General features: G+C 34.2%; 12 protein-coding genes. 2 read left to right on the plus strand and 10 right to left on the minus strand.

Going from position 1 to position 15,325, the window contains the following annotated elements:
* From H510_RS0105850 to H510_RS0105860, 3 genes are read right to left on the minus strand one after another with little or no spacing between them, the layout of a single operon-like run.
* Window positions 1-3,099, minus strand: coding sequence for an efflux RND transporter permease subunit (locus H510_RS0105850; protein WP_026903460.1), 3,099 nt, complete (start codon window positions 3,097-3,099; stop codon window positions 1-3).
* Window positions 3,100-3,114: 15 nt separating this feature from the next.
* Entirely contained in the window at window positions 3,115-4,182 is a 1,068-nt protein-coding gene (locus tag H510_RS0105855) for an efflux RND transporter periplasmic adaptor subunit (protein ID WP_026903461.1), read from the minus strand.
* The gene (locus H510_RS0105860; RefSeq protein WP_026903462.1) at window positions 4,179-4,652 is read right to left on the minus strand and encodes a MarR family winged helix-turn-helix transcriptional regulator; all 474 of its coding nucleotides are present in this window, start codon (window positions 4,650-4,652) and stop codon (window positions 4,179-4,181) included. Before H510_RS0105860 ends, H510_RS0105855 begins: the two co-directional genes overlap by 4 nt.
* Before the next feature lie 173 nt (window positions 4,653-4,825).
* On the opposite strand from H510_RS0105860, the gene H510_RS0105865 reads away from it, so the two are divergent.
* On the plus strand, window positions 4,826-6,574 hold the full coding sequence (locus tag H510_RS0105865) for a M61 family metallopeptidase (protein WP_245584791.1): 1,749 nt from the start codon (window positions 4,826-4,828) through the stop codon (window positions 6,572-6,574).
* A gap of 51 nt (window positions 6,575-6,625) precedes the next feature.
* Here H510_RS0105865 and H510_RS0105870 read toward each other — a convergent pair whose 3' ends face one another.
* Window positions 6,626-7,117 (minus strand): hypothetical protein, encoded by a 492-nt coding sequence (locus H510_RS0105870; protein ID WP_026903464.1) that lies wholly within the window; start codon window positions 7,115-7,117, stop codon window positions 6,626-6,628.
* A gap of 179 nt (window positions 7,118-7,296) precedes the next feature.
* Between H510_RS0105870 and H510_RS0105875 the strand changes: the two genes are divergently transcribed.
* Window positions 7,297-9,072 (plus strand): AMP-dependent synthetase/ligase, encoded by a 1,776-nt coding sequence (locus H510_RS0105875; protein WP_026903465.1) that lies wholly within the window; start codon window positions 7,297-7,299, stop codon window positions 9,070-9,072.
* 135 nt (window positions 9,073-9,207) lie between these two features.
* On the opposite strand, the gene H510_RS0105880 is transcribed toward H510_RS0105875, so the two are convergent.
* The 6 genes from H510_RS0105880 to H510_RS0105905 form a co-directional block, all read right to left on the minus strand.
* Window positions 9,208-9,393: a hypothetical protein gene (locus tag H510_RS0105880; RefSeq protein WP_026903466.1), complete on the minus strand. Its 186-nt coding sequence runs from the start codon at window positions 9,391-9,393 to the stop codon at window positions 9,208-9,210.
* A gap of 99 nt (window positions 9,394-9,492) precedes the next feature.
* Window positions 9,493-9,870, minus strand: coding sequence for a response regulator (locus H510_RS0105885; protein ID WP_026903467.1), 378 nt, complete (start codon window positions 9,868-9,870; stop codon window positions 9,493-9,495).
* 57 nt (window positions 9,871-9,927) lie between these two features.
* Window positions 9,928-10,491, minus strand: coding sequence for a chemotaxis protein CheB (locus H510_RS0105890; protein ID WP_026903468.1), 564 nt, complete (start codon window positions 10,489-10,491; stop codon window positions 9,928-9,930).
* Between the two features lies 1 nt (window position 10,492).
* Window positions 10,493-11,350, minus strand: a complete 858-nt coding sequence (locus tag H510_RS18360) for a CheR family methyltransferase (protein WP_051291079.1) — start codon at window positions 11,348-11,350, stop codon at window positions 10,493-10,495.
* Entirely contained in the window at window positions 11,343-11,720 is a 378-nt protein-coding gene (locus tag H510_RS0105900; protein WP_026903469.1) for a response regulator, read from the minus strand. The genes H510_RS18360 and H510_RS0105900 overlap by 8 nt, the downstream gene beginning before the upstream one ends.
* A 22-nt stretch (window positions 11,721-11,742) precedes the next feature.
* Window positions 11,743-15,324 (minus strand): response regulator, encoded by a 3,582-nt coding sequence (locus H510_RS0105905; RefSeq protein WP_026903470.1) that lies wholly within the window; start codon window positions 15,322-15,324, stop codon window positions 11,743-11,745.
* Window position 15,325: the final 1 nt, after the last annotated feature.

Below are 15,325 nucleotides of genomic sequence, written 5' to 3' on the forward strand. Positions count from 1 at the left end.
TTAAATAGATTTTTCTAGTTCAATTTCTTTAGCAGCTTTTTCTGCTTTACTTTCTTTATGTTCTTTAGACCAATACGAGTAAATGGCTGGTATAACAAATAGCGTTAACATTAATGAAAATAATGTGCCACCTATAATTACCGTACCCATGCCCATTCTACTTTTTGCTGCCGCACCCAATGCCATCGCAATAGGCAAAGCACCTAAAGCAATAGCCAAACTGGTCATTAAAATAGGTCTCAACCTAGACACTGATGCTTCTCTAATGGCATCGGCTACGCTCATGCCTTGCTCTTTCAATTGGTTGGCAAATTCTACAATGAGGATGCCGTTTTTAGTTACCAAGCCTATGAGCATAATGGTTCCTATTTGGCTAAAGATGTTCCAACTTTGACCTAGTAACCATAAGGAGAAGAAAGCTCCGGCAACGGCCATAGGTACAGTTAGGATGATGATAACTGGATCAATAAAACTTTCAAACTGTGCAGATAAAATAAGGTAAACCAACAACAATGCTAAGCCAAAGGCAAATAGCGTATTAGAATTACTCTCACTAAAATCTCTTGATTCTCCGGCTAAATCTGTACTAAAACTATCGTCTAGGATTTTTTCTTTTGCTCTTTCCATAGCTTCAATACCATCGCCAATGGTTTTGCCTGGAGCTAAACCACCAGAAACTGTTGCTGATGCAAACCTATTGTTACGATACCTTTGTGGAGGGCTGCTTCTTTCTTCAATTTTCACAAGATTATCTAACTGAATAAGCTCACCTCTGGTATTTCTTACAAATATGGATGTTAAATCATAAGGGTCGTTTCTTTTTTGCCTATCAAACTGGCCAATAACTTGATATTGCTTACCATTCATGGTAAAATAAGCAAACCTTTGTGCACTTAATGATAATTGTAGGGTTTGTGCAACATCTATAACCGATACACCTAAATTTTGTGCTTTATTTCTATCAATACTTACATTAAGTTCTGGTTTGTTAAATTTCAGGTTAACATCTGTATTAGTGAAAGTTGGATCTTGATTAATCTCATTCATAAAAGCAGGTATTTTCTCCTGCAATTGCTCAAAATTATTAGCCTGAATAACATATTGAACGGGTAAACCACGTACCCTACCAACAGAAATTGTTGGTTGCTGTACCACAAATGCTCTGGCTTCTGGCAGCTTCCTTACTACTCTGGTAAGCTGGTCTGCAATTTCCATTTGAGAACGTTCTCTATCTTCGGGTTCTCCTAATCTGATTCTGAAAAAGCCAGTATTTGCGGCTCCTGTACCGCTAAAGCCAGGCGATGTTACGGATATATTATTGATTTGCTCGGGTACAGAATCGTTAAGTTTTTGTTCAAGATTAAGAATAAAAGCATCAGTATAATCAAATGAAGCACCTTCTGGAGCTGTAATTTGAATGTTTACGCCACTTCTATCATCTAATGGGGCTGTTTCTTTTGGTAAGGCATTCCAAAACAAGAAAATGATACCAAAGCAAATGAGAATAATAGGAAAAGCCAGCCATCTTTTGTTTAAAAACTGCTCTAAAGATGTCTTGTAGCTATCGTTCATCTTCTCAAAATAAGGCTCTGTTTTGATGTAAAAATTAGACTTTTTATGTCCGCTTTTCATCAAATAAGCATTTAACATAGGTGTTAAGGTTAAAGAAACAAAAGCTGATATCAATACCGCAGCGCCAATAACAACTCCAAATTCTCTAAACAATCGGCCAACAAAACCTTCTAAGAAAATAACGGGTAAAAATACTGCAGCTAGCGTAATAGAAATTGAAATTACAGCAAAGAAAATCTCATTAGCTCCTTTTATCGCAGCTTCAAAAGGCGACATACCTTCTTCTACTTTTTTGAAGATATTTTCTGTTACCACAATTCCATCATCCACAACTAAACCTGTTGCCAAAACTATAGCCAATAAGGTTAATACATTGATAGAGAAGCCTAGTAAGTACATCACAAAGAAGGTAGCTATAAGCGATACCGGAATATCTATTAAAGGTCTAAAGGCGATGCTCCAATCTCTAAAAAACAGGTAAATGATGAATATCACCAATACCAAAGCAATAATCAGCGTTTCTGCAACCTCTAGTACAGATTTTTTGATGAAGATGGTATTGTCTAAAGCAATGTCTAACTTATAATCTTCGGGAAGTTCTTTTTTTAGCTGCTCGTAACGTTTATAAAATTCATTAGCAATATCTAAATAGTTAGCACCAGGTTGTGGAATTATAGCTGTAGCAACCATAGGCTTTCCTTTAGATCTTAAAACAGTTTCTTCGTTTTCCGGACCTAAAACAGCAGTACCAACATCTTTAAAACGGATGATATTAGTGCCATCATTTTTAATAATCAAATCATTAAAACCTTCTTCAGTACTTAAATTTCCTACGGTATTTACCGTAAGTTCTGTATTATCTCCTGATATTTTTCCGGATGGGAGTTCAACATTTTGCTGATCTAGGGCATTTCTAACATCTAGCGGCGTTAAAGCGTAGGCTGCTAGTTTATCTGGGTCTAGCCATAAACGCATGGCGTATTTTTTTTGTCCCCAAATTTGTACGCTGGAGACACCTGGTATGGTCTGAATTCTTTGAGCGATAACGTTCTCTGCAAAATCACTAATCTCTAAAATGCTTCTTTTATCGCTTTGGATGGTCATAGAAATAATTGCATCAGAGTTAGCATCAGCTTTTGAAACCACTGGGTTACCATCAATATCTTTTGGAAGGTAACGGCCAGCCTGTGATACTTTATCTCTAACATCATTAGCGGCTTCTTCTAAATTTTTATCCAGGTTAAACTCTATGGTAATAGAGCTTGAACCTTGGTTACTGGAAGAAGAGATATTTTTTATACCATCAATACTATTGATAGATTTTTCCAGAGGTTCTGTAATCTGAGATTCAACAATATCGGCATTAGCACCGGGGTAATTGGTTCTTACAGAAACTACCGGAGGGTCTATAGAAGGGAACTCTCTTACTCCTAAAAATGTAAATCCAATGATACCAAATAATACGAGTATCAGGTTCATAACGATGGCTAAAACTGGCCTTTTTATACTGGTGGTGGATATACTCATGATAATAAATCTGTATTATTTGTTTTTCACACTTACTTTAACAGGAGCATCAGGTTTTAAAGCCATCACTCCGGTTGTTAATACGGTATCACCGGCTTTTAAACCAGTTGATACTAATACTTCTTTATCTGTTCTAACATCAGATTCGATTTTTACAGCCTTGGCTTTTCCGTTTTCTGCAATAAATACTTGTTTTCCGTTCAAAATAGGTACTACAGCTTCTGTAGGTACTAAAATAGCATCGTTGATATTTTCTAAAGGCAAATTAACATTGGCAAAAGTTCCAGGCAGTAATATTCCTTTTGGATTTTCTGCTCTGGCTCTTAAAATTAAAGTTCTGGTAGCAATATCAATAGCGGGCTCTATAGCATATACTTTTGCCGAGAAAGTTTCTCTACTACCCGCAACGGTAAAGGTTATGCCCGAACCTTCTTTTACTCTTTTCGCATATTTCTCTGGAACAGAGAATGTAATTTTAACAGGGTTTATATTTACAAGGTTTACGATGTCTGTTGTTGGGGTGATATAAGCACCGTTAGAAATGCTTCTTAAACCTATCTTACCCGAGAAAGGCGCTCTGATTTCTGTTTTAGAAAGTTGCGCTCTTACCAATTGACTTTGCGCTTGTAAAGAGCGAAGCTCGGCAAGAGTATTATCATATTCTTCTTGGCTAATAGCTTCTGATTGAAGTAGTTTTTTTGAACGAGACTCTGTTTCTGAGGCTAATTTTTCTCTGGTTAAGGCTTGTGCTAATTGTGCTTGTAGCTCTCTGTCATCTATTTTTATTAATAAAGCACCTTTGTTTACAGTAGAGCCTTCTGTGAAATTAATAGACCTAATTAAGCCAGAAATCTCACTTCTTATCTGTACTTGTTCATTTGCTTCAATAGTACCTGAAACAGAAACTACATTAGAAAACTGGGTTGGCTTAACAATAATTCCACTAACACTTATAGGTGCATTACCACCTGTTGCTGCACCACCTTTTGGTCCTTTTGTTTCGGATGATTTATTTAAGCGGTTATAAATCATATAACCCAGTAAGCCAATAATTAAAATATAAATGATGTACTTGGTTTTCATGTTGTGTGTTTAAGTTTTTTAAAATCAAGGATAAGCTCGTGAGTATTTTCTGTATTTAAGTTTTGTTGCATTTGTGCCAACACGTCAAAAAAGTGCCCAATATTTTCTTTTGATACGTTTTTAAATGCCTTTTCATTAAGATTTTTAAAAATAAGATTTATTTCGGGTATTAATTTTTTAGCCTTGTCTGTAAGTTTTATCAGATGTTTACGTCTGTCATGTTGGTCTGCCTCACGTGTAACAAAATCATGAGCAGATAAATAATCTATCATGGTTACCATAAAAGATTTATCCACTTGTAAAATTTCTGCCAATTCTTTTTGTGTATAAAGTTCTTCTGCTTCGGCTAAAATAAGTAAAACATAATGGTAGCGCTCCATAGGTATATGGCAGGCAATTTTACCAAATTCGCTTAAATACTTTTTGGTTACTTGTATAAGTGGATGAGCTATAGGTTCTTCAAATTTCATTTCAGGTTTAATAACTTCAAATCTATTATTTAAGTTTACACAATAGTTGAAGGTATCAACTATATTACAAATCAATCATACAGCTTAAATTTTTGAATCCTGAATAATATTTTAGTTTTGTATAAAAACTTAAAATGCGCTCAATCAAAATCTTATTAAACACTCTAATATTCATGATGATGGTACAATCAACTGCTTGGGCAGATGATGCTTACAAAGTAGAATTTACGGTATCTTTTTCAGAACCTCAGGCACATTATGCTGATGTTGAAATGCGTATCAGCAACATCCGTAAAAAGGAAATTGAAGTAAATATGCCAGTATGGGCACCAGGTTCCTATCTGGTAAGAGAATTCTCTAAAAATGTTGAGGGTTTTACCGCAAGTACAAGTGCCGGAATGCCATTAATATCAGAAAAGATAAAAAAGAATAGCTGGAAAATTAAAACAAATGGCAATAAAACAGTGGTTGTAAACTATAAGGTTTATGCTTTTGAGGTTTCTGTTAGAACTAGCTTTATAGATGCTAGTCATGCTTTTTTATCACCAACCGGTATTTTTATGTTTGTAAAAGATAGGTTAAATGAGCCGGTACGAGTTAATATTACACCTTATAGTGATTGGAGTAAAGTTTCAACAGGATTAGAAAAAATTGAGGGAACTAAATTTTCTTACCACGTTCCGGATTTTGATTGGTTGTATGATTCTCCTATAGAAGTTGGTAATCAAGATATTTTTGAGTTTGATGCCGCTGGTGTTAAACATGAAGTTGCAATGGTAGGCGGTGGCAATTACGATAAAGACAGGTTGAAGGTGGATATGGCGAAGATTGTTGAAGAAGAGACTTTAATTTTTAGAGAAAACCCTAACAAACGCTATGTCTTTATTGTTCATCATTACCAAAATGGAGGCGGTGGTTTAGAACATTTAAACTCTACCGTTTTAGGTGCTAAAAGAACGGGATATACTGATCCTGCAATTTATACCAATTTTTTAAGTTTGGTAGCTCATGAGTATTTCCATTTATGGAATGTGAAAAGGTTAAGGCCTATTGCGCTTGGTCCTTTTGATTATGAAAACGAAAATTACACCACTGATTTATGGATAGCAGAAGGTTTTACGGCTTATTACGATAATCTTATTATACAAAGAACAGGCGCTATATCTCAGGCGGATTATCTTAAAATTCTACAGTCAGAAATTAACCTGATAGCTAATCAGAAAGGTGATAAAATACAGGCTGTAACAGAAGCTAGTTTTGATGCTTGGATTAAGTACTACAGACCAAATGAAAACAGCAGTAATGCTACTATTTCTTATTATAATAAAGGTGCTTTACTTGCCGCGATGCTTGATTTAGCTATCATTCATAAAACCAATGGCGAGAAAAGTTTAGATGATGTTTTAAGAAACACTTACATAGCTTATTACAAGAAAAAAGGAAGAGGTTTTACCAGTAAAGAATTTAAAGAGGCTTTAGAAAAAGAGTATGGGGAAAATTTAGATGATTTCTACAACCAATATGTGAACGGCACCCAAGAGGTAAATTGTGCTAAATATCTGGCTTATGCCGGCTTAGAGTTAGTTAACAGGGCTAACCCTAATATCCCTTCTTTGGGCGTTAGAACCAGAAAAAATATCATCAGTACAGTTGTTAGGGGTGGTGCAGCCTGGAATGGCGGCTTAAATGTTAACGATGAGATTATTGCAGTTAACGGAGAGAGAGTTGAAGATATTAATGATTATATTAAAACTAAAGCAGTTGGCGACAACTTGGAAATTGTCTTAAATAGAGATGGTATTATCCAAACGTTAAACATTAAATTGGCTGCTAGCTCAGATAAGTATTATCAAATAGATAAAATGAAGAAACAAACAGAGCAGCAAAAAGCTGTTTATAAGAAGTGGTTAAAGGTACAGTAACAAAAAAGGAGGTCTTATAAACCTCCTTTTTTGTTTTTTTATCCTTATAGCTTAAAAAACAAATCTTAACGAAAAACCAGGCTCAATATCTAAGAAAGGGCCTTTGGCTAATTCTAATCTAGGGTGTAAATCAACACCTAAAGTAAAAGGTATTTCGGGCATTTGCCATTCTAATCCTAAAATGGCGTCGGCACCAAGCAATAAGCCTCTATCGTAAAACTCATCATCGCCAAAGTATCTTCTGTATCTTCTTCCATCATCAATACCTCCAATGTGTGCACCGGCACCATAATACCATTTTAAAGATGGCTCACTAAAAGCTGTAGCATGTTTTTCATATAAACCGGTAACCACAAAAACGCCTGGTCTAAAACCTAAAATACCTTCAATGGCAGTGTCAGATTTTACAAAGTGTTTAATAGTTAAACCATTCTCAAAACCTCCGGCTCTAAAACCTACACCTGTATTATAACCTTGAGCGTTTACTTTGGTGAAAGTTAAGAGCAATAACGATAAGCTTAATAACAATAATTTTTGTTTCATTTTTTTATTTTATTTATCCAAAGCTGCATACTCAAATCAAATGCCAGAGATTAATGCTCGCCAAAAAACTTTAATCAACAAAATAATGTTATTCTAATATTTGTAATAATCCTATACTCTTTTTTGAGGTTAAGTATAGATTATCTATATTGAAACAACCAATTATAAATAGCATCATTATGGAAGCCATTAGCAGAGTGTTTGATTTACTTAAGCACAATAAAGAAAACTTTAATTGTGAGGATGTGTTGGCCACAAAAGTAAATGGTCAATGGAAAAAATATAGCAGTAAAGATTTTATTCAAATCTCTGAAGAAGTAAGTCGTGGGCTTATTAAGAAGGGAATTGGTAAGGATGATAAAGTGGCTATCATGTCTGAAAACAGACCTGAGTGGAATTTTTGCGATTTTGGAATTATGCAAATAGGAGCCACCCAGGTACCTATGTATCCCACTTTAGCAGAGGCAGATATTAAATTTATATTAATGGATGCCGAGGTGAAAATTGTTTTTGTTTCCTCAGAAGAACTTTATCATAAAATTAACAAAGTAAAGCAAGAAGCCGGGTTACAAACTCAGGTTTATACCTTTAATAAAATAGATGCACTGCCAAATTGGGAAGAAGTTGTAGCATTAGGTAAAGAAAATCAGGATATAGATTTAGAACCTTACAAACAACAAATATCAGAAGATGATTTACTTACGCTGATTTATACTTCTGGTACAACGGGTACACCCAAAGGCGTAATGCTTACACATAAAAATTTAATCAGTAATATACTATATTCTTCCAAACTATATCCTGATGAAGTAAAAAGAGCCTTAAGCTTTTTGCCATTGTCGCATATTTTTGAGCGTATGGTGGTTTACATGTATTTTTATTTAGGAGTGTCTGTTTACTATGCGGAAAGTTTAGATACCATAGTAGCCAATTTAGCAGAAGTTAAGCCACATTGTTTTACTACCGTACCAAGGTTATTAGAAAAGGTATATGATAGAATTGTTGCCAAAGGACAAGCTTTAACAGGAGTAAAAAAATCGTTGTTTTTTTGGGCTTTAAAGCTAGGGCACCAATATGAAATGGATGGTAAAAATGGCTTTTGGTATGAGTTACAGTTAAAAATAGCTCGGAAACTTATTTTTAGAAAATGGAGAGAAGCCTTGGGCGGAGAAATAATAGTCATCGTTTCTGGTGGTGCTGCCTTACAAGAGCGTTTAGCCCGTGTTTTTTGGGGCGCTAATATTAAAGTATTAGAAGGTTATGGTTTAACCGAAACTTCGCCAGTAATTGCAGTAAATGGTCCAAGAAAAGGAGAAACCATGTTTGGTACAGTTGGTAAGCCTTTAGGCAACGTTGAAGTAAAAATTGCTGAGGACGGCGAAATTTTGTGTAAAGGGCCTAGTGTGATGAAAGGTTATTACAAACGCCCTGATGCCACAGCAGAAGCTATTACTGATGGTGGGTGGTTCCATACAGGAGATATTGGAATGCTAAAAAATGGGTTTTTAGCTATAACTGATAGGAAGAAAGAAGTATTTAAAACCGCTGGTGGTAAATATGTTGCACCACAGGTTTTAGAAAATAAGTTTAAAGAGTCTGTTTATATAGAGCAAATTATGGTGGTTGGGGAGAATAAAAAATTCCCATCGGCATTGGTGGTACCAAATTTTGAAAAGCTTTTAGAATGGAGTTCTAGAAATGGTATTAGCGAACAAAAGCCAGTTGAGCTTATTAAGAATAAACAAGTTATTGATAAAATTTGGTCTGAAGTAGAACGGTTAAATGCGGGTTTTGGCAAGTGGGAGCAGGTTAAAAAGATAGCTTTATTACCTAAAGAGTTTACCATTGATGGTGGCGAGCTTACACCAAAATTAAGTTTAAAGCGTAAAGTGATTTTGAAAAATAACGAAGCTTTGGTAGAAAAGCTTTATGAAGAAATAGATAGGTTAGCATAACAAAGGGGGCTGTATCCAAAAAGAAATAGTTGTCGCATTAAAGCAGATTATTGTTGTCATGCTGAGGTCTAATATATTTCATATAAATCAATATGAAATGACGTGTTTAAGTAGTTCGATAGTCCTGCCCAAGCATTAACGACCGTTTACGCCCAATTCCGCCTTGGCGGTTGCGGCTTCTACAGGATTAGCCTTAGTAGAACCTTTAGAAGCAAGCGGCGCAGCGGAGAGTTTTTGGGTACTTTTTGCGGGAAAAAGTACCTTGACATGGCCGGTCAAGAGGCCGGAAAGCCAGCGGGTGAATGCCTGATTTTTAAACATTTATAAAAAACGTCAATGGTAGCGAAGTCAAAGAATTTAAAATAATTTCGAATCCGCTCAGCCCGGCACAAAATATCGGTTTTTAAACAGCCTTAATAGTTATTGATGTTTACGTTCTAAAACATCATTAACAATATTTTCTAATTCAGTTAAATCAAAAGGTTTAGGTAAATAAGCATCTGCACCAGCGGTTTCTGCCAGTATATGAATATCATTATTGGCAGAAAAATAAATAACCGGAATATGTTTAAAATCGGGATGTTGTTTTAATAATTGTGTAGCTTTTATACCACCAATATCAGGTATCCAATTATCCATTAAAATAACATCAGGTTTTACAGTAGTTACCTTTTCTATAATATCATGCGAAGTTTCAGAAATTTCTACTTGGTAACCAGATTCTGTTAAAATAATAGAACAAAGTTCTAAAATATTAACATCATCATCAAAAATTAATATAGTTTTATGCGTACTCATTTATATGTTAAAAGAAAGTAGTTTAAAAAATACACCCGATTTGTAATAGCGTAGCATTTATGATACATTAAGTTTATTTATAAATGCGGCAATTTCACTGGGGTTTAATACAAAATCAATTTTTGATTGTGTAATAGCCTGTAAAGGCATATAGTTAACTTCTGCCGTTATAGGATTTTGTGCAAGTGTTGTTCCATTATTTGCTTTTACTGCTTTTAAGCCTTCAACACCATCTGCATTTGCACCAGATAAAATTAATGCGAAGGTGTTTTCTTTAAAGATTTTTACTGCCGAGCTAAAGGTTATATCAATAGATGGTCTTGAGAAATTAAATTTCTCAGAAAAATCAAGAGAAATAGTTTTATCCTGTTCTAAGAGTAAATGATAGTCTGGTGGCGCTAAATAAATGTTTCCAGGGCTTAAAGGTTCTTTATCATCAGGTTCTATAACATTTAAGCTAGTTTTAGCATTTAACAAGTTTACTAATTGAGAATCTACATAGCCTTTTCTATGTAATATGATAATAATAGGAAAGGTTAAATTTGCTGAAAGTTCAGGTAAAACTTCAAGTAAAACTTTTAAGCTACCTGCCGAGCCTCCTATCAAAAAAATAGTATCCATGTTAAAAGTGGTTGCTTTTTATCAATCTTTTATCCTCCTTTTGTTTACGCCATATTTTTTCTGTCGATATTTGATGATAATGTTTATCTAGCTGAGAGAACCTAAGTGTTTCTTTAGAACCTAAACCCAGAAAACCTAAGTGTTCTAAGCTATCATCAAAAAGTTTAAAAACTTTTGCTTGTAAATCTTTATCAAAATAAATCAATACATTTCTGCAAATTATAAGCTGAAATTCGTTAAAGGAACGGTCTGAGACTAAATTATGTGTAGAAAAAATCATTTTTTGTTTTAAATCATCATTAAAACGGGCAAAATCATAATTCGCAGTGTAATAGTCTGAAAAATTTTTGAGGCCGCCAGAGTTGATATAATTTTCAGAGTATAGTTTCATCTGGCTGAGAGGGAAAATTCCGTCTCTGGCTTTTTCTAGTACACTAGGGTTAATATCTGTGGCATAAAAAAGTGTTTTTTGAATAAGATTAGTTTCTTTGGCTATAATAGCTAAAGAATATACTTCTTCACCGGTAGAGCATCCAGCTAACCAAATTCTAATGATTGGATAAGTACCTAATTGTGGGAATACATCATCTCTAAGAGCTTTATAAAAGGATGGGTCTCTAAACATTTCTGTTACGTTAACCGTAATTTCTTCTATAAACCTTTGCAAATAAGAGGGTTGTTTAATAAGTTGATAGCGTAACTCGGCAAAACTGGTAAATTTATCAATTACACAAATACGGTTTACTCTTCTTTTAATAGAAGCTTTACTGTACTGTGTAAAGTCGTAACCGTAAAGTTCTGCAATTTCAATCAGCAGCTTTTCTAGTTCTTCATCTCTTATTAAATCTGGCTCAATCATTTAAAATTTTTGCTATGATTATTAAAAGTTTATCAATATCAATAGGCTTAGATATATAATCTGCTGCACCTGCTGCTAAACATTTTTCTTTATCTCCTTGCATAGCTTGTGCCGTAACTGCAATAACAGGTAGTTTTTTTATTTTTTCTTGGTGTGTGATAACGCCAATTCCTTCATAGCCATCCATTTCTGGCATCATCATATCCATCAAAATAAGAGCAGTTTCTGGAAACTGTTTTAAAAGCGTAATACCTTCTGCTATGCTATTAGCTGCTATACAATCAAAACCTTTTGATTTAAGAACCATCTTTAAAGCGAAAATATTTCTATGGTCATCGTCTATAATCAGGATAAGGGTGTTTCTTGTCATAAATTTTCTCCATGTTGTGTTTTTAATATTGATACAACCAAACTCTTAACAAAGAAAGTAATTGGTCAATATCAACTGGTTTTGATATGTAATCAGAAGCTCCGGCAGTAATACACTTTTCTCTATCACCCATCATGGCTTTTGCAGTAACAGCCATAATAGGTATATTTTTAAATTTAGGATGTTTTCTAATTCTACTGGTAGTCTCATAGCCGTCCATTTCTGGCATCATCATATCCATTAATACAATAGCTATATCAGGGTGTTGTTCTAATTGTTCTAAAGCATCTTTACCATCTGTTGCAGAAATAACTTTCATCTGGTACTTTTCTAATGCTTTGGTAAGCGAGAAGATATTTCGCACATCATCATCAGCAATAAGTACGGTTTTGCCTTTGAGAACTTCATTTAAAGTGCCCAAAGTATTCGTTTTTTTCTTTTGGTTATCTGTTTTCTTTTCCTCTACCAAGTGTAAGAAAAGACCAACCTCATCTAATATTCTTTGATAAGAGTGTGCTGTTTTAATAACGATAGAATCTGCATATTGCTTAATTTTAATTTCTTCGGCTTTTGATAAATTTTTGCCTGTAAAAATAATAATAGGCAGATGTTCTAAACCTTCGTTTTTCTTGATAATTTCTAAAGCGGCATAGCCTGTTTGGTCTGGTATGCCCATATCCAAGATGATACAGTCTACTTTATCAGAAGTTAGGGCCTTTATGCTATCTTTTACATTGGTTTTTATCTCTGTGGATATTTCGTAACTACTTAAGAAGTAAGAAAGTGCTGTAGCATGTTTTGGGTTTTCTTCTATGATGAGTACTTTTTTGGGATGCCTGTTTAATGCATCTTCTATCTTATGAAAGATAGTTTGCATTTGTTCTAAAGCAATGGGTTTATTAATGAAATCTATAGCTCCTTTAAGTAAACTTTCTCTTTTTACTTCTAAAGAAGACATGATATGAACCGGTATTGGTTTAGTTTTAGGATTTGATTTTAACTCTTCCATCACCATCCAACCATCTTTAACGGGTAACTGTATATCTAACAAGATGGCCAAAGGCTGATATTTTTCTGCAAATTCTACCGCTAAATCTCCTCTTACAATGACAATTCCTTTGTATTGTTGTTTTCTGGTAAACTTCAATAGTAAAGATGCAAAGGCTGTATCATCTTCAACAATTAAAATGGTTTTGTCTCCGGGATTAATGTTATTTCTGTCATCGGCTATTTCATTGGGTATTGTTTGCGAAACATAAATACTCTCTGTGGTATTAAATAAGTTATCTTCATGGGGATAACTTACAGTAGGGATGGTGTTAGGCGTTACACTTTCTGTTTTACCATGAGCTGGTATTTCTAATATAAATTTGCTTCCTTTTTCTTCCTCACTGATTAAACAAATGCTACCACCTAATAATCTGGATAACTCTCTACTGATAGATAAACCAAGCCCTGTGCCCCCATATTTTCTTTTGGTAGAACCATCCGCTTGCTGAAATGCTTCAAAAATTAGTCTTTGTTGCTCTTTTGGAATTCCAATGCCTGTATCTTCTACAATAAATTGTAAGAAACCATTTTGTTTTGGATGATTTTGGATAGTTAAATTTACATAGCCCTCATGAGTAAACTTGATAGCATTTGAAATAAGATTTTTTAAAATCTGATCTAAACGTAACTTATCTGTAATGATTTTTTGAGGAGCTTCTTGGTCAAGTTTTAGGCGGAGAGCTATGTTTTTTTCTTTAGCTAAAGGATTAAAAATCGCTTCTAAACTACTCATCAACTCGATAATATCGGTTTCATGAAAATCTAAATTCATTTTACCAGCTTCAATTTTTGATAAGTCAAGAATCTCATCAATAAGTGTTAACAAACCAGTTCCCGAGCTCAGAATAACTTTTGCTGATTCTATTTGTTCTTCGGTAAGATTTTTCTCATTATTTTCTGTCAATAATCTAGACAAAAGCAGAATAGAGTTTAGTGGTGTTCTTAACTCATGAGACATATTTGCTAAAAACTCTGATTTGTATTTTGTACTTAAGGCAAGCTCTTCTGCTTTTTGCTGTATTTCGGAATTTCTTTCTACAATAAGCAGGTTTTTTTCTTCTAATAGTTTAGAGCGTTCTTCTAATTCTTGGTTAGCTTGCAAAAGCTCTTCTTGTTGTACTTTTAACTCTTCTTCTGAGGCCTGTAATTTTTGAGTTTGCGCTTCCAGTTCTGCATTTAGGTTTTCCAGTTCTGTATGCTGTGCCTGCATTTCTTCTGATTGTGCTTGGGTTTCTTCTAAAAGCCTTTGTACATGCTTACGTGTTGCAGCAGCAGCTATGGCAATACCCAAATTTTTTGTAGCATCTTTAAAGAAAGCAATCTCTATTTCATTAAAACTATGACAGCAGCCCAGTTCTATGACTCCAATGGCTTTATCATCATAAAGTATAGGAACAAGTAAAATATGTTGCACCTTTATTTTACCATTTGCAAAAGAAACAGTATAGTTTTCATCACTTATGTTAGAAAATAATTTTTCTTTCCCATTGGCAAAAACTTGACCAATCATGCCTTCACCAGATTTTACCGGTTTTAACATTCTTTCATCCAATCCATAAGCACTTTGTAAAGTAAGTAAGCCATTCTCCATCAGGTATAAAGCACCAGAATTGCACTCGCCGTAGCTAACCAAGTGGTTTAAAGTGTCATGAGCGATAAGTTCTAAAGTCTTATTGCCAACAAGTTTTTCATTTAAAGTGGCAATCCCTTTTTGTAGCCACTCGTTATCATTTAAAATAGTGAAAGCTTTTTGTAAAGCCTCTGCCATAATATTTAGCGAAGTAGCTAAGCTTCCTAATCCATCTTTTTCATCATCATTTAATCTTATATCATATTTACCTTCCGAAATTTGTGATGCAACGTCTTGTATCAAATGAATTCTTTTGGTTATATCTTCATCTTTCTTTTTAAGGGATAATCTTAAATTATCTCTTTCTACAAAATCATTACGCACTCTTAAATAAAAAAAGAATGTTATCAGTATCGCTATAATGGCCGCAGAAACAATTAAAATGGTAGTATAATTACTAAAACGATGTACAGAGGCTGTTCTCTCTATCAATAATGCATTCTCTGTATCCTTTATTTCGTTAATAATTTTTCTGGATTTCTCCATGGCTTGTCTGCCTATTTCCAAATCAGCCTCTACATAACTTCTACCAAATTTTTTATCCTCAACTAATTTTGTTAAAACATTAAGCCTGATATCAATGATGCTAGAAAGTTCTTCAAATCTTTGTGTTTGGACAGGATTATCTTGCGTTAAATCTATAGCTACTTTTAAAGAGCCGGGTAAAGATTTTAAACCACTATAATAAGGTTCAAGAAAGCTTTCTTTGCCAGTTAATAAATACCCTCTTTGTCCGGTTTCTGCATCTTTTAAATCAGATAAGATTTTGTCTGAAGCATCTAAAACGTCTTTAGTATGGGCAACCATAGCATTGCTATTTTGTAATTGCCTGATACTTATAAATGAAGCAACAGAACTGATGATTAAAACCACCAATGATAGGCTAAACCCAATTTGTAAATTGCGTAAAAATGTCTTTTGCATA

It is taken from the genome of Pedobacter glucosidilyticus DSM 23534 (assembly GCF_000425145.1).
Lineage (GTDB): Bacteria > Bacteroidota > Bacteroidia > Sphingobacteriales > Sphingobacteriaceae > Pseudopedobacter > Pseudopedobacter glucosidilyticus.

What these genes read in the sequence shown, in the direction of transcription:
- H510_RS0105855 (WP_026903461.1), bottom strand. Translation starts at nt 4,182, where the DNA reads ATGAAAACCAAGTACATCATTTATATTTTAATTATTGGCTTACTGGGT.
- H510_RS0105900 (WP_026903469.1), bottom strand. Translation starts at nt 11,720, where the DNA reads ATGACAAGAAACACCCTTATCCTGATTATAGACGATGACCATAGAAAT.
- H510_RS0105880 (WP_026903466.1), bottom strand. Translation starts at nt 9,393, where the DNA reads ATGTTTAAAAATCAGGCATTCACCCGCTGGCTTTCCGGCCTCTTGACC.
- H510_RS0105875 (WP_026903465.1), top strand. Translation starts at nt 7,297, where the DNA reads ATGGAAGCCATTAGCAGAGTGTTTGATTTACTTAAGCACAATAAAGAA.
- H510_RS0105865 (WP_245584791.1), top strand. Translation starts at nt 4,826, where the DNA reads ATGATGATGGTACAATCAACTGCTTGGGCAGATGATGCTTACAAAGTA.
- H510_RS0105860 (WP_026903462.1), bottom strand. Translation starts at nt 4,652, where the DNA reads ATGAAATTTGAAGAACCTATAGCTCATCCACTTATACAAGTAACCAAA.
- H510_RS0105905 (WP_026903470.1), bottom strand. Translation starts at nt 15,324, where the DNA reads ATGCAAAAGACATTTTTACGCAATTTACAAATTGGGTTTAGCCTATCA.
- H510_RS0105870 (WP_026903464.1), bottom strand. Translation starts at nt 7,117, where the DNA reads ATGAAACAAAAATTATTGTTATTAAGCTTATCGTTATTGCTCTTAACT.
- H510_RS0105885 (WP_026903467.1), bottom strand. Translation starts at nt 9,870, where the DNA reads ATGAGTACGCATAAAACTATATTAATTTTTGATGATGATGTTAATATT.
- H510_RS18360 (WP_051291079.1), bottom strand. Translation starts at nt 11,350, where the DNA reads ATGATTGAGCCAGATTTAATAAGAGATGAAGAACTAGAAAAGCTGCTG.
- H510_RS0105850 (WP_026903460.1), bottom strand. Translation starts at nt 3,099, where the DNA reads ATGAGTATATCCACCACCAGTATAAAAAGGCCAGTTTTAGCCATCGTT.
- H510_RS0105890 (WP_026903468.1), bottom strand. Translation starts at nt 10,491, where the DNA reads ATGGATACTATTTTTTTGATAGGAGGCTCGGCAGGTAGCTTAAAAGTT.